Source organism: Blastomonas sp. RAC04 (genome assembly GCF_001713435.1).
GTDB classification, from domain to species: Bacteria; Pseudomonadota; Alphaproteobacteria; order Sphingomonadales; family Sphingomonadaceae; genus Blastomonas; species Blastomonas fulva.
Genome location: NZ_CP016460.1, coordinates 858,527 through 878,715 on the forward strand (window position 1 = coordinate 858,527; position 20,189 = coordinate 878,715).

The window sequence follows — 20,189 nt, forward strand, 5'->3', positions numbered from 1 at the left end:
TCCGGTATGTTCAAGACCATCGATGATCTGCTTGCCGACCGTCACGGCGTGGCGGGCAAGCCTGTTCTGGTTCGCGAAGATCTGAACGTACCGATCCACGAAGGCCGGGTGTCCGATGACACCCGGCTGCGTTCGGCGATGCCGACGCTCGCCGAACTCGCCGATCATGGCGCCAAGGTGCTGGTGCTGGCGCATTTCGGTCGCCCCAAGGGCAAGGCCGATCCCGAATTCACGCTGCGCCCGATCGCCGAGGCGCTGGGCGAGGTAATGGGGCGGCATGTCGGCTTTCTGGCATCGCCCGACAGGCATGCGATCGACGTGCTCGAGCCTGGCAGCATTACCGTGCTGGAAAACAGCCGGTTCTATCCTGGCGAGGAAAAGAATGATCCCGTGCTGGCCAAGCAGATGGCCGCACTGGGTGACTTCTACGTCAACGATGCCTTTTCCGCTGCGCACCGCGCGCACGTCACCACCGAGGGCCTCGCGCATCTGCTGCCCGCCTTTGCCGGTCGCGCGATGGAGGCCGAATTGAAAGCATTGGAAGCCGCGCTGGGCAATCCAGAGCATCCGGTTGCGGCTGTCGTGGGCGGCGCAAAGGTCTCGACCAAGCTCGATGTGCTCACCCATCTGGTGGGCAAGGTCGATCATCTGATCATCGGTGGCGGCATGGCCAACACCTTCCTCGCCGCGCGCGGTGTCGATGTCGGCAAGTCGTTGTGCGAGCATGACCTCGCCGATACCGCCAACGCCATCCTTGATGCCGCGGACAAGGCCAACTGCACCGTCCACCTGCCGTATGACGTGGTGGTGGCGAAGGAGTTCGGCGCCAATGTCGAGTGCCGCACCGCCAATGTGCATGAAGTCGCCGCCGACGAAATGATCCTCGATGTCGGTGCAGCTGCGGTCGAGGCGCTGTCCGACGTGCTCAAGACCTGCCGCACCCTGGTGTGGAACGGTCCGCTGGGCGCGTTCGAATATCCGCCGTTCGATACCGCGACCGTCGCACTCGCGCGCACCGCGGCAGCGCTCACCCGCGAAGGCACTCTGGTTTCGGTGGCAGGCGGCGGCGATACCGTCGCGGCGCTCAACCATGCTGGTGTCGCGGACGATTTCTCTTTTGTTTCAACCGCTGGCGGCGCCTTCCTCGAATGGATGGAAGGCAAGGTCCTGCCCGGCGTCAAGGCTCTCGAGGCCTGAGGCTGCAACCTGAGTTCAACTAAAAAACCTGGCAAAGACCCAAGGGGAACCGAGATGACCGACACCGCAAACTTCGACCAGATGCTCGCCAAGATCGAGACCGGCGCAGGCTTTATCGCCGCGCTGGACCAGAGCGGCGGTTCGACCCCCAAGGCGCTCAAGGGCTATGGCATCGACGACGGTGCGTGGGGCAGCGACGAGGAAATGTTCGCGCTGATCCACGGCATGCGCAGCCGGATCGTGACCTCGCCCTGCTTCAACGGCGAGAAGGTGATCGGCGCGATTCTGTTCGAACGGACCATGGATGGCGAAGCGGGCGGCAAGAGCGTGCCCGCATTGCTCTGGGAGCGCGGCGTTGTTCCGTTTCTCAAGGTCGACAAGGGCCTGGAAGACGAAGCCGACGGCGTGCAGATGATGAAGCCGATCGGCGGCCTGGGTGAATTGCTCACGCGCGCCAAGGCCAAGGGCGTGTTCGGTACCAAGATGCGCTCGGTGATCAACTCGGCGTCCGAAACCGGAATTGCCGCGATCGTGAAGCAGCAGTTCGAGGTCGCAGGCGAGATCCTCGATCACGGCCTGATCCCGATCATCGAGCCTGAAGTGAACATCAAGAGCGAGACGCGCGCCCAGTGCGACGAAATCCTGCTCGCCGAGACCAGGAAGGCGCTCGATGCGCTGCCCGAAGGGCGCCGCGTCATGTTGAAGCTGTCGCTTCCCGCCAAGGCCGGCCTGTTCGCCGATCTGGTCAGCCACCCCGCCGTCATCCGCGTGGTCGCGCTGTCGGGCGGCTTCAGCCGTACTGAGGCGTGCACCGAGCTCGCCAAGAACAACGGCATCATCGCCAGCTTCTCGCGCGCGCTGCTCAACGATCTCAAGCACCAGATGAGCGACGACGAGTTCGACGCCTCGCTCGGCGGCGCGATCGACGAGATCCATCAGGCCTCGATCGCTTGACCGGCTGCGAACTCTATCTGATTTCCCCGCTCGATGTGGGCGGGGATTTTCCCGAACGGCTGCGCGCGGCGCTGGAAGCAGGCCCGGTCGCCGCTTTCCAGTTTCGCGTCAAGGATATCGACCAGCACGAGGCGGCAAGGCTCGCCGCGCCGCTGCTCGAGATCTGCCGCGAGCATGACTGTGCGTTCATCGTCAACGACGACGTCGCGCTCGCCAAAAGGCTGGGCGCCGATGGCGTGCATCTGGGGCAGGGCGATGGTGACCCGCGCGACGCGCGCGAGGAGCTGGGCAAGGATGCGCAGATCGGTGTGACCTGCCACAACAGCCGCCATATGGCGCTGGAAGCAGGCGAAATGGGCGCGGATTATGTCGCGTTCGGCGCCTTCTTCCCGAGCAGCACCAAGGATGCGAAGATCAAGGCCGAGCCGGAAATCCTGGAATGGTGGTCTTCGATGATGGAGCCGCCCTGCGTCGCCATTGGCGGGATCACGGTGGACAATGCCGCTTCGATCATTGCCACGGGGACGGATTTTATCGCGGTATCGGGCGGGGTATGGAATTACCCCGAGGGTCCGGCCTCAGCCGTGCGAAAGCTCCTTGCCCTGATGGGCAAGGACAGCGGTGCAGACGCGGGCTGAAGCCTCCAGCCGGCTCAAGTAGCTCACGAAGTCGGCTTCGAACTCCTCGACACCGGGCAGGGCCTCTCCACGCACCGTATGGGCGGAGGCTATCTGATTGGTGGCCTTGCCGAAAATACCGGCAGCGGGCGTCTTGATGCTGAACAATGGCATGATCTGTTGGTCCAATCCGCTGCGGATGTTTAGCAGCTTTGAGCGATGTTCTCCACCTACTATCTGCCAGCTTCGCTATATAGGAAGAAACAGCCATTGAGGGGGCATCTCGACAGGCATCGCACCGGCTTCGACCGAAGCCCTTTGTCGATCGTGGCGGTTTGGAGAACACGGGTCTGCGTGGCTTCCCAAAAGCCTTGCCATGCCAGCGGCGAGCGCCTAGAGGGCCTGTCCATTCCCTGAAACCTGATGGAAACGAGCCTCGCATGAAGATCAGCGGTGTCGATATTCGCCCCGGCAACATTCTGGAACACGAAGGCGGCATCTGGAAGGTCGCCAAGATCCAGCATACCCAGCCCGGCAAGGGTGGCGCGTTCATGCAGGTCGAGATGAAGAACCTCGAAGACGGCCGCAAGACCAATATCCGCTATCGTAGCCAGGATACGGTCGAGAAGGTGCGTCTGGATACCAAGGACTTCCAGTTCCTGTTCGCCGACGGCGAAGCCTATGTCTTCATGGACCAGGAAAATTACGAGCAGATCACCATCGCGGCCAAGCTGCTGGGTGATGAAGCTGCCTTCCTGCAGGACGGCATGCAGGTGACGCTCGAAATGTACGACGAGCGCCCGATCTCGGTGCAGCTGCCCGATCAGATCGAAGCGACGATCGTCGAGGCGGATGCCGTGGTGAAGGGGCAGACCGCCTCGTCGAGCTACAAGCCCGCCATTCTCGACAACGGCGTGCGCGTCATGGTGCCGCCGCACATCAGCAGTGGCACGCGCATCGTCGTCGATGTCTATGCCAAGGAATATGTCCGCAAGGCGGATTGATCGGATCTTATTGCAATGCCTGCCATCTCAGCCATCATCCGTGTCATGGAAAGCGCCGCGCGCAAGGCGGGCGGCCGCCTGCGTCGTGACTTTGGCGAGGTGGAACATCTGCAGGTCTCGCAGAAGGGCCCGGCGGACTTCGTCTCCAAGGCCGATCAGCGCGCCGAACGCATTCTGTATGACGAGCTGAGCAAGGCGCGTCCCGGCTGGGGCTTTATGCTCGAAGAAGGCGGCGATATTCCTGCTGAACCCGGCAAGCCGCGCTTCATCATCGATCCGCTCGATGGCACCAGCAACTTCCTCCATGGCATCCCGCATTTCGCGATCTCGATCGCGGTTCAGGAGCCCACTCTGGACGGCAAAGGCTGGGGCGAGATCAGCGCTGCGCTGATCTACCAGCCGGTCACCGACGAGAGCTATTGGGCGGAAAAGTCGCGCGGCGCCTGGCTGCATGACCGGCGCCTGCGCGTGTCGGGTCGCCGCAGCCTCAACGAGGCGCTGATTGCGACGGGCATTCCGTTCCTGGGTCATGGCGATATCGGCGAATGGACCCGCATCTTCGGTGCGATCGCACCCGAGGTCGCCGGTATCCGCCGGTTCGGCGCAGCATCGCTTGACCTCGCATGGGTGGCCGCGGGCAAGTTCGATGGATTCTGGGAAAGCGGCCTCAAGCCCTGGGACGTGGCCGCCGGAATTCTGCTGGTCCGCGAAGCCGGCGGGTTCGTCACCGACTATCGCGGTGGTGCCCAGCCGATGGAGCGCCAGCAGGTGATTGCGGGCAACGATTCCCTGCATTCGCGCCTGCACAAGCTGCTGGTCGGCGCGCTGCGCTGATCGCCTGGCGGCGCTGCGGCGCGGTCACTCGCTTACGAAGCGCCGGTACTGCTGCATCTGGCCCAGCCAGACATCCAGATTCTCGTTGAACACCGCCTTCGGCACGCCGCCCATGTCGGTGTCGACATCCATCACCAACACGGGATCGTTCTCGGTATCGAGATAGGCGCGGGCAAAGCGCTTGGTGCGATTCCACTCGTTGAGCTTTTCCAGCGCAAAGCCCTTGCGGTCGTTAAACCCGAAATAGAACTGCACCGTCTTGCACTGCGCCTTTTGCGCGTCGCAGTTCATCAGCGCGATCAGGAAGGGCATGTCGTCGAAGGCGCTGCGAATATAGGGGTTTCCGTCCGGCTGCTGCTTGAGTTCGGACGGCAGGCCGCGAGCTGTCAGCACGGCGGCGATGGTGTCGGGGCTTGCCGCCGACACGGTCTGCGCGGATGCGGGCAGGGGGGTAGCTGCTGCCATCACGATCGCCCCGGCAATCGACGCATATTTCCAGTTCAGCTTCATCGCGAATCCCCCTTTACGCTTGCGGCACCACGGCCATGTCCGCCTGTCGCATTTCGCCGCTTGCCGGATTGTGCCGAAAAGCACAGAAATGCGCAATATTTTGGCGTTTTTGGCGATGTGTGCATTGCCGCAAAAAAGGGGGGCATCCGGCTTGCGATAGCAGCGTCGCTGGCCTAAAGGACCTCCAAGCAACACGCACAAGCGGGATACGCACATGGCCGAATATCTGCCAATTCTGCTGTTCCTGGCGGTCGCTCTGCTCTTGTCGGTGGCATTTGTCTTCCTTCCGATCGGGGTGTCGCGGCTTACCGGAGCGCACAAACCCACCGTCGCCAAGCTGAGCGAATATGAATGCGGTTTCCCCGCTTTCGAGGATTCGCGCAGCCAGTTCGACGTTCGCTTCTATCTGGTCGCGATCCTGTTCATCATTTTCGATCTCGAAGCCGCGTTCCTGTTCCCCTGGGCAGTATCGCTGGAACAAATCGGCTGGGCCGGTTGGGCCACGATGATGGTCTTCCTGTTCGAACTCATCATCGGCCTGATCTACGCATGGAAAGTGGGAGCCCTGGATTGGGAGTAGAAGCTAACATGGCCGCAACCTCTGCAGGCGCGTCCGCCGGAGCCATCGTGCCCGGCACCAACGTTCTGCCCGACGTCGGTTTCCTCAACGACATCAACGCCGAAGTCGCCGACAAGGGCTTTCTGGTCACCTCGACCGAAGAGCTTTTCCAGTGGGCGCGCACCGGTTCGTTGTGGTGGATGACCTTTGGTCTGGCCTGCTGCGCGGTGGAGATGATCCACGTCAGTATGCCGCGTTATGACATGGAGCGTTTCGGCGTCGCACCGCGCGCTTCGCCGCGCCAGTCGGACGTCATGATCGTGGCGGGCACGCTGTGCAACAAGATGGCTCCGGCCCTGCGCCGCGTCTATGACCAGATGTCCGAGCCGAAATACGTGATTTCGATGGGCAGCTGCGCCAATGGCGGCGGCTATTACCATTACAGTTACTCGGTGGTGCGCGGCTGCGACCGCATCGTTCCGGTGGACATCTATGTCCCCGGGTGCCCGCCGACCGCCGAAGCGCTGCTTTATGGCGTGATGCAGTTGCAGCGCAAGATCCGCCGGGTGGGCACGATCGAACGCTGACACGAAGTTGAGAAGGCCTGCTGCGGAGGCTGGCCGGATAAGGGACGCACATGGGACATTCGGCACCACGTTATGCCGTTCTGGAAGGCCTGGGCGATGCTGTCGCCGCGACGCTGGGTGACCGGCTGCTCGCGACGCGTTTTGCGCAGGGCGAATATTGCTTCACCGTCCGCCGCGCCGCAGTGGCCGAGGCGCTGGACCTGTTGCGCGACTTCCATGACTACCAGCAGCTTGTCGAGATCGCTGGCGTCGACTATCCCGAGCGCGCCGAGCGCTTCGAGGTCGTCTATTGCCTGCTCAGCCTGACCAGGAACCACCGCATTCGCGTCGTGTGCACGACCGACGAGGACACCCCGGTGCCCACCGTCACGAATATCTGGCCCGTGGCCGGCTGGCTCGAGCGCGAAGTGTACGACATGTACGGCGTGATCTTCGCCGGAAACCCCGATCTGCGCCGCATCCTCACCGATTACGGGTTCCGCGGCCATCCCTTCCGCAAGGACTTCCCGCTCACCGGCTATAGCGAGATGCGCTATTCCGAGGAGCAGGGTCGCGTGATCTACGAGCCGGTCAAGCTGGCGCAGGACTTCCGCAGCTTCGACTTCACCTCGCCCTGGGAAGGCGCGGATTGCGTTCTGCCGGGTGACGAGAAGTCGCTGGGAGGGCCGCCGCATGTCGATACGCCCAAGACGACCGAGAAGCAGTCCGACACTGGCGCGGGCAAGGCTGCCAACAAGGAGGCCGCCAAGGCCAGCCCCGAGGCACCTGCCGACAAGCCTGCCGACAAGAAGGATAGCAAGGCATGACCGCCGAAGCACTTCACGACGATCTGGACGAGCCTCTGGTCGAGCAGGATTCGACCGCGGGCGATCTCGAGATCCAGAACTACACGATCAACTTCGGGCCCCAGCACCCGGCCGCGCACGGTGTGTTGCGCATGGTGATGGAGCTTGACGGCGAAATCGTCGAGCGGATCGACTGCCATGTCGGCCTGCTGCATCGCGGCACCGAAAAGCTGATCGAGTACAAGACCTATCTGCAGGCTTTGCCTTATTTCGACCGGCTCGATTACTGCTCGCCGCTGGCGATGGAATACAGCTATGTGCTGGCGATTGAGAAACTGCTGAACCTCGAGGTTCCGCTGCGCGCGCAGTATCTGCGCGTGCTGTTTGCCGAGCTGACCCGCATCTGCAACCACATGCTCAACCTGGGTGCGCATGTGATGGACGTCGGCGCGATGACGCCCAACCTGTGGCTGTTCGAAATCCGCGAGGATTGCCTCAACTTCTTCGAGCGGGCCTCCGGTGCGCGCATGCACAGTGCCTGGTTCCGCCCCGGCGGCGTCCACCAGGACGTGCCGCTCAAGCTGCTCACTGACCTTGCCGACTGGCTCGACACCTTCCCCAAGCTGTTCGAGGACGCGATGAGCCTCGTCGTCGACAACCGCATCTTCAAGCAGCGCAACGTCGATATCGCGATCGTATCAAAGGACGATGCGGTGCGCTGGGGCTTTTCGGGCCCGATGATCCGCGGCAGCGGCATCGCCTGGGATCTGCGCAAGTCGCAGCCTTATGATGTCTATGACCGGATGGAGTTCGACGTTCCCGTCGGCACCCGCGGCGACTGCTATGACCGCTTCATGGTCCGCGTCGAGGAAGTCCGCCAGTCCGCGCGCATCATGCGCCAGTGCCTCAACGACATGCCCGAAGGCCCGATCGCCTCGCTCGACCGCAAGATCGTGCCGCCCAAGCGCGGCGAGATGAAGCAGTCGATGGAAGCGCTGATCCATCACTTCAAGCTGTACACCGAAGGCTTCCACGTCCCTGCGGGCGAGGTCTATGTCGCGACCGAAAGCCCCAAGGGCGAGTTCGGCGTCTATCTGGTGAGCGACGGGACCAACAAGCCCTATCGCTGCAAGATCCGCCCGACCGCGTTCTCGCACCTCCAGGCGATGGACTTCATGTCGCGCGGCCACATGCTGTCGGATGCGACGGCGATCCTGGGCGCGATCGACGTGGTGTTCGGGGAGTGCGACCGGTGACCGTGCAGATGGCCGTCGCAGAGGCGATGATCGCGCATTACAACGCTCAGGATGCCGACGCCTATGTCGCGCTGATGACTGACGATGCCTGTGAAGCGGGCTATCGTGGCGAAGTGCTTCGCGCGGGCAAGGAAGGCGTGCGCTCCGGGCTCAAGGCGATGTTCGCCGAATATCCGGAGAACCGCGCCGAAGTGCTCTCGGGCCACATGCTGGGCGAATATGTCGTCCTGCACGAACGCGTCTCGCGCTCCTCGCAGAGCGAACCGTTCGAGGTCATGTCGATCTACAGTTTCAATGGCGACAAGGTGTCGCGCGTGGAGTTTGTCCGCTGATGGCTGACGCAGCCCATATCCCCGATGAAGCCGAAACCCGCGCCCGCTGGGGTGGTTTCGCGTTCACGCAAGAGAATCTCGCGATCGCGAAGACCGTCATCGCGCGCTATCCCGAAGGGCGCCAGCGCTCGGCGGTCATGCCGCTGCTCGATCTGGCGCAGCGCCAGGTGGGTGCCGACACGCAGACGCAGGGCTGGCTGCCGGTTCCGGTGATCGAATATGTCGCTGCCATGCTCGATATGCCGTACATCCGCGCCTACGAAGTCGCGAGCTTCTACACCATGTACAATCTCGCGCCGGTCGGGCGTTTCCACGTGCAGGTTTGTGGCACCACGCCGTGCCTGCTGCGCGGATCGGACGATGTCATGGCGGCCTGCGCCAACAAGGGACTCGTCAAGGGCAAGACCACGCCCGACGGCCTGTTCACGCTGACCGAGGTCGAGTGCATGGGCAACTGCGCCAATGCACCGATGGTCCAGATCAACGACGATAACTTCGAGGATCTGGATTACGACAGCACCACGCGCATCCTGGAAGCGCTGGCTGCGGGCGAAAGCCCCAAGGCCGGCACCCAGATCGCCGGGCGCCACACCAGCGAGCCCGAGGGCGGACCGACATCGCTGAAGGCCATGGTCGATGCCAATCATGATTATCGCGGGGAATGGTGATGAGCTTTGATTTTCTCACCGACAAGGATCGCATCTTCACCAACGTCTATGGCTTTCAGCCGTGGAACCTGAAGGCGGCCGAGGCGCGCGGTGACTGGGACAAGACCAAGGACCTGATCGCCTGGGGCCAGGACAAGATCATCGACGAGATGAAGGCGTCTGGTCTGCGCGGTCGTGGCGGTGCGGGTTTCCCCACCGGCATGAAGTGGAGCTTCATGCCCAAGGAATCGAAGGACGGTCGTCCCAGCTTCCTGGTGATCAACGCCGATGAATCCGAGCCTGGCAGCTGCAAGGATCGCGAAATCCTGCGCCACGATCCGCACAAATTGATCGAAGGCGCGCTGATCGCGGGCTTCGCGATGCGCGCGCGCGCTGCGTATATCTACGTGCGCGGCGAATACATCCGCGAAGCGCAGGTGCTGCAGGCTGCGGTCGATGAGGCCTATGAAGCCGGGTTGATCGGCAAGAACGCCGCCAAGTCGGGCTATGATTTCGACGTCTTCGTCCATCGCGGCGCGGGCGCCTATATCTGCGGCGAAGAAACCGCGATGATCGAGAGCCTCGAAGGCAAGAAGGGCCAGCCGCGGCTCAAGCCGCCGTTCCCGGCGGGTGCGGGGCTTTACGGTTGCCCGACCACGGTCAACAACGTCGAATCGATCGCGGTGGTGCCGACGATCCTGCGGCGCGGCGCGAGCTGGTTTGCCAGCTTCGGGCGCGAGAACAACAAGGGCACCAAGCTGTTTCAGATCAGCGGGCATGTCGACAAGCCCTGCGTGGTCGAGGAAGCGATGAGCATCCCGTTCCGCGATCTGATCGAGAAGCATTGCGGCGGCATTCGCGGGGGCTGGGACAATCTGCTCGCGGTGATCCCCGGCGGTTCGTCGGTGCCTCTGGTGCCTGCCGCGCAGATCATGGACGCGCCGATGGATTTCGACGGCCTGAAAGAGGTCGGATCGGGTCTTGGCACCGCAGCTGTCATCGTCATGGACAAGTCGACAGACATCGTTCAGGCGATCAGCCGACTGAGCTATTTCTACAAGCACGAAAGCTGTGGCCAGTGCACCCCGTGCCGCGAAGGCACCGGCTGGATGTGGCGCGTGATGGAGCGGATGCGCACGGGCGATGCCGACATCAGCGAAATCGACACGCTGTACGAAGTCACCAAGCAGGTCGAAGGCCACACCATCTGCGCGCTCGGCGATGCCGCAGCCTGGCCGATCCAAGGCCTCATCAAGCATTTTCGTCCGGAGATGGAGCGCCGCATTGTTGAAAAGCAGGGCGGCGGCCTGATGGAGGCGGCGGAGTAATTATGCCTAAACTGACCGTAGACGGGATCGAAGTTGAAGTCCCTCAGGGCGCGACCGTGCTGCAGGCCTGCGAGGCTGCCGGCAAGGAAATCCCGCGTTTCTGCTATCACGAACGGCTGAGCATCGCTGGCAATTGCCGGATGTGCCTGGTCGAGGTGAGGCCCGGACCGCCCAAGCCGCAGGCGAGCTGCGCGTTGCCCGCGATGGACAATCAGGAAGTCCGCACCAACTCCGACATGGTGAAGAAGGCACGCGAAGGCGTGATGGAGTTCCTGCTGATCAATCACCCGCTCGATTGCCCGATCTGCGATCAGGGCGGCGAGTGCGACCTGCAGGACCAGTCGGTGGCCTATGGCCGCGGCGGTTCGCGCTATGACGAAAACAAGCGCGCGGTCACCGAAAAGTACATGGGTCCGATCATCAAGACGGTGATGACCCGCTGCATCCACTGCACCCGCTGCGTGCGTTTTGCCGAGGAAGTCGCCGGCACCGAGCAGATCGGTGCGATCGGTCGCGGCGAGAACATGCAGATCACCAGCTATCTGGAAAAGGCGGTCTCGTCCGAGCTTTCGGGCAATGTCATCGATCTGTGCCCGGTCGGCGCGCTGACCTCGCGTCCCTATGCTTATGAGGCGCGGCCGTGGGAGCTCAAGAAGACCTTGGGCATCGACGTGATGGACGCGGTCGGCACCAACATCCGCTTCGACAGCCGGGGCAGGGAAGTGCTGCGTGTGCTGCCGCGCGTCAATGACGACGTCAACGAGGAGTGGGCGCACGACAAGACCCGGTACGCGGTCGATGGCCTGATGCGCCGCCGGCTCGACCGGCCTTATGTGCGCACCAACGGCAAGCTGGTCGAGGCGACCTGGGCGCAGGCGTTTGCAGCAATCGCTGCGGTCAACGCCGGATCGAGCGTGGCGGCCGTCGCGGGCGATCTGCTCGACTGCGAAACGATGTTTGCCGCGCGCGAACTGCTGGCCAAGATGGGTTCGAGCCTGATCGAAGGCCGCCAGACCGGCCTCAAATACGACACCTCCAGCCTCGCTGCGGTCAACTTCAACTCGACGCTCAACGGCATCGAGACCGCCGATGCGATCCTGCTGGTGGGCACCAATCCGCGCTGGGAAGCGCCTTTGGTCAACACCCGCATCCGCAAGGCGATCAAGCACGGCGCCAAGGTCTATGCGATCGGCGACGAGATCGACCTTACCTACAAGGTCGAATGGCTGGGCAACGACATGGGCCTGCTTAGCACTCTGCCCGACGCGGTGTCTGACGTGTTCAAGGGCGCCAAGCGTCCCGCGCTGATCATGGGCGGCGGTGCGCTGGGCGTCGAAGGCGCGCATGGCGCAGCGCTCGCGCTTGCCGACAGCTTCGGCATGGTTCGCGATACCGAAGACGGTCCATGGAACGGCTTCAACGTCCTGCACATGGCCGCATCGCGCATGGGCGGGCTGATGCTCGGCTGGGCCCAGCCCGGTGGCATTGCCGATCTGGTCGCCGCCAAGCCCAAGCTGCTGCTCGCGCTGGGTGCGGACGAGGTCGACTTCAGCCAGTTCGATGGCAGCTTCAAGGTGTTCATCGGCCATCATGGCGACAAGGGTGCGGCCGCTGCCGATGTCATCCTGCCGTCGGCGGCGTATCCTGAAAAGAACGGCACCTATGTCAATGTCGAAGGCCGGGTGCAGATGAGCGACAAGGCCGTGTTCGCGCCTGGAGATGCCCGCGAGGACTGGTCGATCCTGCGCGCTTTGTCCGAGGTTCTGGGCCAGACGCTTCCGTTCGACAGCTTTGTCGAATGCCGCGCGGCGATGATCGCTGCGGTCCCGGCGCTGGGCATCGAGGGGCTTGCCTCTTACGACTGGGCACCCCCCAGGCTGGCGTCCAGCCCGCAGGGTCCGGTCGGCTATCCGATCAAGGATTTCTACCTGACCAATGCCATCGCGCGCGCCAGCACGACGATGCAGCGCTGCTCGGCTGAACTGCTGCACGGCGAAGCGATGCTGGAGGCCGCGGAATGACCGAGTTTTTCCAATCGTCGCTGGGCATGGGCTGGGGCTGGTTCGTCGCCAACCTCATCCTCATCCTGCTGATCGCGCTGCCGGTGATGCTGTCGGTGGCGATCGTCATCTATTTCGACCGCAAGATCTGGGCATCGATGGCGCTGCGTCGTGGCCCTAACGTCGTTGGCCCGTTCGGCATCCTGCAGAGCTTCGCCGACGCGCTGAAGGTGTTCCTGCAGGAAACCATCATTCCTTCGGGCGCGAACAAGGGCCTGTTCCTGATCGCGCCGATCATCACCTTCACCGTGGCGTTGCTGTCCTGGGCGGTGATCCCGTTCGATCAGGACATGGTGCTCGCCGATATCAACGTCGGCCTGCTCTACATCCTCGCGGTAAGTTCGCTGGGCGTTTATGGCGTGGTGATCGCAGGCTGGGCGTCGAACTCGAAATACCCGTTCTTCTCGGCGCTTCGTGCCGCGGCGCAGATGATCTCGTACGAAGTCTCTATCGGCTTCATCATCGTGACCGTCGTGCTGTGGACCGGCAGCTTCAACCTCAATGACATCGTCGAGGCACAGCGCGGGCACGGGCTTGGCTTCATCAACTGGTACGGGTTCAACCTGCTGCTCTACCCGATGGCGGTGATGTTCCTGATCTCGTCGCTCGCTGAAACCGCGCGCGCGCCGTTCGATCTCACCGAAGCAGAGAGCGAACTGGTTGCAGGCTATCAGACCGAATATTCCTCGATGGCGTTCGCTCTGTTCTGGCTGGGCGAATATGCCAACGTGCTGCTGATGTGCACGCTCAACGCGGTGCTGTTCTGGGGTGGCTGGCTGCCGCCGTTCGAATGGGCGCCGCTCTATGCCGTCCCCGGCATCTTCTGGCTGATCCTCAAGATTTCCGCGTTCTTCTTCATCTTCAGCTGGGTCAAGGCGACGGTGCCTCGCTACCGTTATGACCAATTGATGCGGCTGGGCTGGAAGGTCTTCCTGCCGATCTCGCTGCTGTGGATTTTCCTGGTGTCGGGCTATCTGATGCTCACACGCTACGGGGTCTGATAGACATGTTGCAAACTCTCAAAGCCTTTACGCTGTACGAGTTCGTGAAGGCGCACGCGCTGACCTTGAAGTATTTCTTCAAGCCCAAGGCGACGATCAACTATCCGTTCGAGAAGAACCCGCTGTCCCCGCGTTTCCGCGGCGAGCATGCGCTGCGCCGCTATCCCAACGGAGAAGAGCGCTGCATCGCGTGCAAATTGTGCGAGGCCGTGTGCCCCGCCCAGGCGATCACCATCGAGGCCGAACCTCGCGAGGACGGCAGCCGCCGCACCACGCGCTACGACATCGACATGACCAAGTGCATCTTCTGCGGCTTTTGCCAGGAAGCGTGCCCGGTCGATGCGATCGTCGAAGGGCCGAACTTTGAATATGCCACCGAGACGCGCGAGGAGCTCATCTACGACAAGGGCAAGCTGCTTGAGAATGGCGACAAATGGGAACGTGCCATTGCCGCCAACCTTGAAGCGGATGCCCCTTATCGTTAAGGCGCACACGAATTCGATTCACCGAAGGCTTTTGACCCGCTGGGAGACGCGGGGCAGGGGCCGGATACCAGACCTGCTCGATTGGGCGCATCGGGGGCTGTAAAGCTTTGATCCAGATATTTGCCTTTTACATGTTCGCGTCGGTGGTGATCGCCAGCGGTGCGTTCACCATCCTCGCCCGCAACCCGGTGCATTCGGTGCTCTGGCTTATCCTCGCGTTCTTCAACGCGGCGGGATTGATGATCCTGATCGGTGCCGAGTTCATCGCGATGCTGCTGGTGATCGTCTATGTCGGCGCGGTCGCGGTGCTGTTCCTGTTCGTCGTGATGATGCTCGACATCGATTTTGCCGAACTGCGCGGCGGCTTCATGAAGAACCTGCCTTTGGGCCTCGCGCTGGCGGCGGTGTTTCTGGCCGAGCTGGTGTTCGGCATCGGTGCGTATCGCGCGGGGAACATCGCGCTGGGCGAGCATGCGCTCAACCCCGCACGCATGGGCGCGAGCAACATCCAGGCTGTGGGTGAGCTGCTCTACACCCGCTATATCTTCCTGTTCGAAAGCGCAGGCCTTGTGCTGCTGGTGGCGATGGTCGGTGCGATCGTGCTGACCCACCGCAAGCGCGCCGGGGTCCGCCCGCAGAACATCGCATCGCAGGTGCGCCGTCGTCCCGAAGAGGCCACGCGCAACACGCAGCCCGTCGTCGGTGAAGGTGTCGAGCTATGATTGGTATCGAGCATTATCTCGTGGTCAGCTCCATCCTGTTCGTGATGGGCGTGCTGGGCATCTTCCTCAACCGCAAGAACGTCATCATCATCCTGATGGCGATCGAGCTCATCCTGCTCGCGGTGAATATCAACCTCGTCGCGTTCAGCGTGTTCCTGGGCGACATGGTGGGCCAGGTGTTCGCCATGTTCGTGCTGACCGTTGCGGCAGGCGAAGCGGCGATCGGTCTTGCGATCCTGGTCATCTACTTCCGTGGCCGCGGCACCATTGCGGTTGACGATGTCAACCAGATGAAGGGTTAAGCACATGGCCATCACCCTGATCGTCTTCCTGCCGCTGCTGGCAGCCATCATCGCTGGGCTGGGCAACCGGATCATCGGCAATGTCCCCGCCAAGGTGGTGACGACCGCCGCCCTGTTCGCCGCGTGCGCGCTCAGCTGGCCGATCTTTCTTGGTTTCCTCGGCGGCACCTCGACCGAATATGTCGTGCCGGTATTGTCCTGGCTGCGCTCGGGCGACCTGCAGTTCGACTGGGCGCTGCGCGTCGATACGCTGACCGCTGTCATGCTGGTCGTGGTGACCTCGGTGTCCGCACTCGTCCACCTGTATAGCTGGGGCTATATGGACGAGGACCCGGACCAGCCGCGTTTCTTCGCGTATCTCTCGCTGTTCACCTTCGCCATGCTGATGCTGGTGACCGCCGACAACCTCGTCCAGATGTTCTTCGGCTGGGAAGGTGTGGGCCTTGCCTCGTATCTGCTGATCGGTTTCTGGTTCCGCAAGCCCAGCGCCAATGCGGCTGCGATCAAGGCGTTCGTGGTCAACCGCGTCGGCGATCTTGGCTTCATGATGGGAATCTTCGGCACCTTCCTGGTGTTCGGCACCGTCTCGATCCCCGCGATCCTGGCAGCGGCGCCCGGCATGGAAGGCGCGACCATCGGTTTCCTTGGCGGACGCTTCGACCTCATGACCGTCCTGTGCCTGCTGCTGTTCATCGGCGCGATGGGCAAGTCGGCGCAGCTCGGGCTGCACACCTGGCTGCCGGATGCGATGGAAGGCCCGACGCCTGTGTCGGCGCTGATCCATGCCGCGACCATGGTTACCGCCGGCGTGTTCATGGTCTGCCGCCTGTCGCCGATGTTCGAGGCCAGCCCGACCGCGCTCACCGTGGTGACCATCGTCGGCGCGTGCACGGCGCTGTTCGCCGCGACCGTCGGTTTGGTGCAGACAGATATCAAGCGCGTGATCGCCTATTCGACCTGCTCGCAGCTGGGCTACATGTTCTTTGCAGCAGGCGTCGGCGCCTATGGCGCGGCAATGTTCCACCTGTTCACGCATGCGTTCTTCAAGGCGCTGCTGTTCCTTGGCGCAGGCTCGGTGATCCACGCGATGCACCACGAACAGGACATGCGCTATTATGGCGGCTTGCGTAAATCGATCCCGATCACCTTCTGGGCGATGATGGCGGGTACGCTCGCGATTACCGGCGTGGGTATCGTAGGCGTCGCAGGCTTTGCCGGTTTCTATTCCAAGGACGGCATCATCGAGGCGGCCTTCGCTTCCGGAACGCAGGTCGGCCAGTTCGCTTTCAGCATCGGCGTGATCGCGGCTCTGCTGACCAGCTTCTACAGCTGGCGCCTGATGTTCCTGACCTTCTTCGGCAAGCCGCGCTGGATCGAATCCGAGCACATCCAGCACAGCGTCCACAAGACGCCGGTGCAGGCAGGCGCGGACACCACGGGCGGCTATCACCCGCACGAAAGCCCGTTGCCGATGCTGATCCCGCTGATCGTGCTGACCATCGGCGCGGTGGCCGCAGGGTTCGTCTTCCACCACGCGTTCATCGATGCGGAGCATGGCAAGGCGTTCTGGAACGGCAGCCTGTTCTTCAACGAGCATCTGATGCACGAGATGCACGAGGTTCCGTTGTGGGTGAAGCTGGCCTCTACCGTCGCGATGCTGGTGGGTCTTGCCACCGCGATCCTGATGTATGTGGTCAACAGGAGCTTGCCTGCCAAGCTCGCCGGGGCGCTGGCGCCGGTCTACCAGTTCCTGCTCAACAAGTGGTATTTCGACGAGCTGTACAACCACATCTTCGTCAAGCCATCCATGGCGCTGGGCCGCTTCTTCTGGAAGGTGGGCGACGAGGGGACGATCAACCGCTTCGGCCCGGATGGCGCCGCAGTCCTGGTCGCCTCGGGCAGCCGCATGGCGGTGAAGCTCCAATCCGGTTTCCTTTACAGTTACGCTCTGGTGATGCTGCTCGGCCTTGTGGCGGCGCTCACCTGGCTGATGGTGCGCTGACATGAACGATCTGGGATTTCCTGTGCTGTCGATGATGCTCGCCGTGCCAATGGCGGCGGCGATCGCGTGTCTGTTCGTCAGCGCCAACACCGCGCGCTGGCTGGCACTCACCGCCACGCTGATCGATCTGGCGCTCGGCATCGTGCTGTGGATGAACTTCGACATCGGCGGAGCGCAGTGGCAGTTCGTCGAGAAAGCGGCGCTGTTCGACCGGTTCAGCTGGGCGCTGGGCATCGATGGCATCGCACTGATGCTGATCATGCTCTCGGTGTTCCTTATGCCGATCTGCATCGGCGCAAGCTGGGAGGCGATCCAGACCCGCGTCGGCGAGTACATGGCCGCGTTCCTGCTGATGGAAGTGCTGATGATCGGCGTGTTCGCCGCGCAGGACATCTTCCTGTTCTACATCTTCTTCGAGGCAGGCCTGATCCCGATGTACCTGATCATCGGCATCTGGGGCGGTGCGAACCGGATCTACGCGAGCTACAAGTTCTTCCTCTACACCCTGCTCGGATCGGTGCTGATGCTGATCGCGATGTTCTGGATGGTGAACGAGGCGGGCACGTCGGACATCCCGACGCTGATGGCCTATGACTTCCCGCTCGAGGCGCAATCCTGGCTGTGGCTGGCGTTCTTCGCGAGCTTCGCGGTCAAGATGCCGATGTGGCCTGTGCACACCTGGCTGCCCGATGCGCACGTGCAGGCACCCACCGCTGGCTCGGTGATCCTCGCAGGCGTGCTGCTCAAGATGGGCGGTTATGGCTTCATCCGCTTCTCGCTGCCGATGTTCCCCGATGCGTCGGTGGACTACATCTGGCTGGTGTTCGCGCTGTCCATGGTCGCGGTGGTCTACACCTCGCTGATCGCGCTGGTGCAGAGCGACATGAAGAAGCTGATCGCTTATTCGTCGGTCGCGCATATGGCGATCGTTACGGTCGGGCTCTTCGCGTTCAACCGTCAGGGCCTGGAAGGCGCGCTGATCGTCATGCTCAGCCACGGTCTGGTCTCGGGCGCATTGTTCCTGTGCGTCGGCGTGATCTACGACCGGCTGCACACCCGCGAGATCGATCGTTACGGCGGTCTCTCGATCAACATGCCGCGTTATGCACTGCTGTTCCTGCTGTTCACGATGGCCTCGATCGGCCTGCCGGGCACCAGCGGCTTTGTCGGCGAGTTCCTCTCGCTGGTCGGCGTCTACGAGGTGTCGAGCTGGGTTGCGATCGTCTCGACCACGGGCATCATCCTGGGCGCGGCATACATGCTCTATCTCTACCGGCGCGTGGCCTATGGCGTGATCAAGTCGGATGACGTCGCCGCCATGCCTGATCTCAACAAACGCGAGATCGCGCTGCTGCTGCCGATCGCACTCGTCGTGCTGTGGATGGGGGTCTACCCCGAAAGCTTCATGGCACCGATGCGCAAGGATGTCGGCGCGCTCGAGGCGCGGCTCGCTGCCGCCAAGCCAGTGGGCGATGCTCTGGTCAAGCTGGGCTCAGGTCCCGCTCTCACGCCCGCAGCCCATGCTGAAGAAGGCCATCACTGATGAATTACGCGCTCTGGTTCCAGCTGGCCTCGCCGGAAATCGTCCTCAGCATTTCCGGCCTCGTGCTGCTGCTGATCGCCGCATGGGGTGGCAACAAGGCGTCGCGCATGGTCAGCGTGCTCGCGGTCGTCGCGCTGTTCGGCGCGCTGGCGCTGTCGCTCAACTTCCTGTTCAACCCGGCTTTTGCTGATGGCGCGGATGCGTTCTACGGCCAGTATCGCATGGACCGCTTTGCCTCGCTGTCAAAGGTGCTGATCTTCCTGTCGGCGATCGGCTGCGTCATTGTCGCGCCCAAGTTCTTCGCGCGCGGTGACATGATGCGCGCGGAATACCCGATCCTTATCCTGTTCGCCTCGATCGGCATGGGGTTGATGGTCTCGGCGGTCGATCTGCTGACGCTGTACATCGGTCTCGAGCTCAACAGCCTTGCCGCGTACGTGCTCGCGAGCTTCCTGCGAAGCGATGATCGTTCGGCAGAGGCAGGTCTCAAGTATTTCGTGCTCGGCGCGCTGGCGAGCGGCATCCTGCTGTTCGGCATGTCTTTGCTCTATGGTTTCACCGGCACCACCAGCTTCATCGGTATCCAGACCGCGTTTGCCGATGGCGTTTCGACCGGCGCGCTGTTCGGGATCGTCTTCGTGCTTTCGGGCCTGGCGTTCAAGATCAGCGCGGTTCCGTTCCATATGTGGACCCCCGACGTGTACGAAGGGGCGCCGACCCCGGTGACCACCTTCTTCGCCACCGCGCCCAAGGTCGCTGCGCTCGCGTTGACCATGCGCGTCGCGATCGAGGCGTTCGGCGGTCAGCAGAGCATCTGGCAGCAGATCGTGATCTTCGTGGCGCTGGCCTCGATCATCCTGGGCGCTGCTGGCGCCATCGGGCAGACGAACATCAAGCGGCTGCTGGCCTATTCGTCGATCAACAATGTCGGTTTCATGCTGATCGGACTTGCCTGCGGAACGCCAGAAGGCGCATCGGCAATGATGACCTATCTGGTGATCTATGTCGCGATGACGCTGGGCAGCTTTGTGTGCGTGCTCGATCTCAACGATCGCACCGGCGCGCCTGTCGAGGATATCGGCAAGCTTGCAGGGCTTTCGCGAACGCGTCCGGGTCTGGCCGCAGCGCTCGCTGTGTTCATGTTCAGCCTTGCCGGCATCCCGCCGCTGTTCGGCTTCTGGGGCAAGTTCGTGGTGTTCGATGCCGCAGTGGCGGCAGGCCTGATCCCGCTCGCCGCGATCGGCATCGCCGCCTCGGTGATCGGTGCGTTCTACTACCTCAAGGTCATCAAGGTCATGTACTTCGATGAGCCCGCCGATGTCATCGCACCGAGCGATTCGCCCGCGCGCATGGTGCTGGTTGCGATCACCGCGCTGTTCGTGTCGCCGCTGGGCTATTTCGCGACATTGGCGCTGAGCCCGGTGACGGCAGGGGCCGCCAAGGCACTGTTCTGGTCGGCCTGAT

The 20,189-nt window shown here is 62.6% G+C and carries 21 protein-coding genes; 20 read left to right on the forward strand and 1 reads right to left on the reverse strand.

The genetic code is table 11. The features are described 5' to 3' along the window. Window positions 1-6: 6 nt before the first annotated feature. From BSY18_RS05170 to BSY18_RS05190, 5 genes are all read left to right on the forward strand, one after another. Window positions 7-1,197 (forward strand): phosphoglycerate kinase, encoded by a 1,191-nt coding sequence (locus BSY18_RS05170; protein WP_069049891.1) that lies wholly within the window; start codon window positions 7-9, stop codon window positions 1,195-1,197. Between the two features lie 54 nt (window positions 1,198-1,251). Continuing rightward, complete coding sequence (locus BSY18_RS05175; protein ID WP_069049892.1) at window positions 1,252-2,151, forward strand: fructose bisphosphate aldolase; 900 nt, start codon at window positions 1,252-1,254, stop codon at window positions 2,149-2,151. Then, a complete protein-coding gene (gene thiE, locus BSY18_RS05180; RefSeq protein ID WP_069049893.1) occupies window positions 2,148-2,789 on the forward strand; it encodes a thiamine phosphate synthase in 642 nt (213 codons plus the stop codon). The genes BSY18_RS05175 and thiE overlap by 4 nt, the downstream gene beginning before the upstream one ends. 419 nt (window positions 2,790-3,208) lie before the next feature. After that, the gene (efp, locus tag BSY18_RS05185; RefSeq protein WP_054133022.1) at window positions 3,209-3,772 is read left to right on the forward strand and encodes an elongation factor P; all 564 of its coding nucleotides are present in this window, start codon (window positions 3,209-3,211) and stop codon (window positions 3,770-3,772) included. Window positions 3,773-3,787: 15 nt separating this feature from the next. Further along, on the forward strand, window positions 3,788-4,606 hold the full coding sequence (locus BSY18_RS05190) for an inositol monophosphatase family protein (RefSeq protein ID WP_069049894.1): 819 nt from the start codon (window positions 3,788-3,790) through the stop codon (window positions 4,604-4,606). 24 nt (window positions 4,607-4,630) lie between these two features. Here the strand turns inward: BSY18_RS05190 and BSY18_RS05195 are convergent, their stop codons facing one another. After that, window positions 4,631-5,116 carry a YbjN domain-containing protein gene (locus BSY18_RS05195; RefSeq protein WP_069049895.1) on the reverse strand — a complete coding sequence of 162 codons (486 nt, stop codon included), beginning with the start codon at window positions 5,114-5,116 and terminating at the stop codon, window positions 4,631-4,633. A gap of 214 nt (window positions 5,117-5,330) precedes the next feature. Between BSY18_RS05195 and ndhC the strand changes: the two genes are divergently transcribed. The 15 genes from ndhC to nuoN all read left to right on the forward strand — a co-directional run bounded on the left by ndhC (window position 5,331) and on the right by nuoN (window position 20,188). Continuing rightward, complete coding sequence (gene ndhC, locus BSY18_RS05200) at window positions 5,331-5,696, forward strand: NADH-quinone oxidoreductase subunit A (RefSeq protein ID WP_054133019.1); 366 nt, start codon at window positions 5,331-5,333, stop codon at window positions 5,694-5,696. Then, window positions 5,687-6,262 carry a NuoB/complex I 20 kDa subunit family protein gene (locus BSY18_RS05205; protein ID WP_369814809.1) on the forward strand — a complete coding sequence of 192 codons (576 nt, stop codon included), beginning with the start codon at window positions 5,687-5,689 and terminating at the stop codon, window positions 6,260-6,262. The genes ndhC and BSY18_RS05205 overlap by 10 nt, the downstream gene beginning before the upstream one ends. A 50-nt stretch (window positions 6,263-6,312) precedes the next feature. Beyond that, window positions 6,313-7,068, forward strand: a complete 756-nt coding sequence (locus BSY18_RS05210) for an NADH-quinone oxidoreductase subunit C (protein ID WP_069049896.1) — start codon at window positions 6,313-6,315, stop codon at window positions 7,066-7,068. Next, window positions 7,065-8,303: an NADH-quinone oxidoreductase subunit D gene (locus tag BSY18_RS05215; RefSeq protein ID WP_236823453.1), complete on the forward strand. Its 1,239-nt coding sequence runs from the start codon at window positions 7,065-7,067 to the stop codon at window positions 8,301-8,303. The genes BSY18_RS05210 and BSY18_RS05215 overlap by 4 nt, the downstream gene beginning before the upstream one ends. A gap of 8 nt (window positions 8,304-8,311) precedes the next feature. After that, window positions 8,312-8,635, forward strand: a complete 324-nt coding sequence (locus BSY18_RS05220; RefSeq protein ID WP_069051714.1) for a nuclear transport factor 2 family protein — start codon at window positions 8,312-8,314, stop codon at window positions 8,633-8,635. Next, window positions 8,635-9,303, forward strand: a complete 669-nt coding sequence (gene nuoE, locus BSY18_RS05225; protein ID WP_069049897.1) for an NADH-quinone oxidoreductase subunit NuoE — start codon at window positions 8,635-8,637, stop codon at window positions 9,301-9,303. Before BSY18_RS05220 ends, nuoE begins: the two co-directional genes overlap by 1 nt. After that, window positions 9,303-10,610 (forward strand): NADH-quinone oxidoreductase subunit NuoF, encoded by a 1,308-nt coding sequence (gene nuoF / locus BSY18_RS05230; protein ID WP_069051715.1) that lies wholly within the window; start codon window positions 9,303-9,305, stop codon window positions 10,608-10,610. The genes nuoE and nuoF overlap by 1 nt, the downstream gene beginning before the upstream one ends. A 2-nt stretch (window positions 10,611-10,612) precedes the next feature. Then, entirely contained in the window at window positions 10,613-12,631 is a 2,019-nt protein-coding gene (gene nuoG, locus BSY18_RS05235) for an NADH-quinone oxidoreductase subunit NuoG (protein WP_069049898.1), read from the forward strand. After that, entirely contained in the window at window positions 12,628-13,671 is a 1,044-nt protein-coding gene (gene nuoH / locus BSY18_RS05240; RefSeq protein ID WP_054133014.1) for an NADH-quinone oxidoreductase subunit NuoH, read from the forward strand. Before nuoG ends, nuoH begins: the two co-directional genes overlap by 4 nt. Window positions 13,672-13,676: 5 nt before the next feature. Further along, window positions 13,677-14,156, forward strand: coding sequence for an NADH-quinone oxidoreductase subunit NuoI (gene nuoI, locus BSY18_RS05245; RefSeq protein ID WP_054133013.1), 480 nt, complete (start codon window positions 13,677-13,679; stop codon window positions 14,154-14,156). Between the two features lie 107 nt (window positions 14,157-14,263). Then, complete coding sequence (locus BSY18_RS05250; protein WP_054133012.1) at window positions 14,264-14,878, forward strand: NADH-quinone oxidoreductase subunit J; 615 nt, start codon at window positions 14,264-14,266, stop codon at window positions 14,876-14,878. Next, the gene (gene nuoK, locus BSY18_RS05255; protein ID WP_054133011.1) at window positions 14,875-15,180 is read left to right on the forward strand and encodes an NADH-quinone oxidoreductase subunit NuoK; all 306 of its coding nucleotides are present in this window, start codon (window positions 14,875-14,877) and stop codon (window positions 15,178-15,180) included. The genes BSY18_RS05250 and nuoK overlap by 4 nt, the downstream gene beginning before the upstream one ends. 4 nt (window positions 15,181-15,184) lie before the next feature. Next, the gene (gene nuoL, locus BSY18_RS05260) at window positions 15,185-17,182 is read left to right on the forward strand and encodes an NADH-quinone oxidoreductase subunit L (protein WP_069049899.1); all 1,998 of its coding nucleotides are present in this window, start codon (window positions 15,185-15,187) and stop codon (window positions 17,180-17,182) included. Between the two features lies 1 nt (window position 17,183). Next, the gene (locus BSY18_RS05265; RefSeq protein WP_069049900.1) at window positions 17,184-18,725 is read left to right on the forward strand and encodes an NADH-quinone oxidoreductase subunit M; all 1,542 of its coding nucleotides are present in this window, start codon (window positions 17,184-17,186) and stop codon (window positions 18,723-18,725) included. Then, the gene (gene nuoN / locus BSY18_RS05270) at window positions 18,725-20,188 is read left to right on the forward strand and encodes an NADH-quinone oxidoreductase subunit NuoN (RefSeq protein ID WP_069049901.1); all 1,464 of its coding nucleotides are present in this window, start codon (window positions 18,725-18,727) and stop codon (window positions 20,186-20,188) included. Before BSY18_RS05265 ends, nuoN begins: the two co-directional genes overlap by 1 nt. Window position 20,189: the final 1 nt, after the last annotated feature.

Coding starts and splice junctions, on each gene's coding strand:
- BSY18_RS05170 (WP_069049891.1), top strand. CDS start 7: ATGTTCAAGACCATCGATGATCTGCTTGCCGACCGTCACGGCGTGGCG.
- BSY18_RS05175 (WP_069049892.1), top strand. CDS start 1,252: ATGACCGACACCGCAAACTTCGACCAGATGCTCGCCAAGATCGAGACC.
- efp (WP_054133022.1), top strand. CDS start 3,209: ATGAAGATCAGCGGTGTCGATATTCGCCCCGGCAACATTCTGGAACAC.
- BSY18_RS05190 (WP_069049894.1), top strand. CDS start 3,788: ATGCCTGCCATCTCAGCCATCATCCGTGTCATGGAAAGCGCCGCGCGC.
- BSY18_RS05195 (WP_069049895.1), bottom strand. CDS start 5,116: ATGAAGCTGAACTGGAAATATGCGTCGATTGCCGGGGCGATCGTGATG.
- ndhC (WP_054133019.1), top strand. CDS start 5,331: ATGGCCGAATATCTGCCAATTCTGCTGTTCCTGGCGGTCGCTCTGCTC.
- BSY18_RS05210 (WP_069049896.1), top strand. CDS start 6,313: ATGGGACATTCGGCACCACGTTATGCCGTTCTGGAAGGCCTGGGCGAT.
- BSY18_RS05215 (WP_236823453.1), top strand. CDS start 7,065: ATGACCGCCGAAGCACTTCACGACGATCTGGACGAGCCTCTGGTCGAG.
- BSY18_RS05220 (WP_069051714.1), top strand. CDS start 8,312: ATGGCCGTCGCAGAGGCGATGATCGCGCATTACAACGCTCAGGATGCC.
- nuoE (WP_069049897.1), top strand. CDS start 8,635: ATGGCTGACGCAGCCCATATCCCCGATGAAGCCGAAACCCGCGCCCGC.
- nuoF (WP_069051715.1), top strand. CDS start 9,303: ATGAGCTTTGATTTTCTCACCGACAAGGATCGCATCTTCACCAACGTC.
- nuoG (WP_069049898.1), top strand. CDS start 10,613: ATGCCTAAACTGACCGTAGACGGGATCGAAGTTGAAGTCCCTCAGGGC.
- nuoH (WP_054133014.1), top strand. CDS start 12,628: ATGACCGAGTTTTTCCAATCGTCGCTGGGCATGGGCTGGGGCTGGTTC.
- nuoI (WP_054133013.1), top strand. CDS start 13,677: ATGTTGCAAACTCTCAAAGCCTTTACGCTGTACGAGTTCGTGAAGGCG.
- nuoK (WP_054133011.1), top strand. CDS start 14,875: ATGATTGGTATCGAGCATTATCTCGTGGTCAGCTCCATCCTGTTCGTG.
- nuoL (WP_069049899.1), top strand. CDS start 15,185: ATGGCCATCACCCTGATCGTCTTCCTGCCGCTGCTGGCAGCCATCATC.
- BSY18_RS05265 (WP_069049900.1), top strand. CDS start 17,184: ATGAACGATCTGGGATTTCCTGTGCTGTCGATGATGCTCGCCGTGCCA.
- nuoN (WP_069049901.1), top strand. CDS start 18,725: ATGAATTACGCGCTCTGGTTCCAGCTGGCCTCGCCGGAAATCGTCCTC.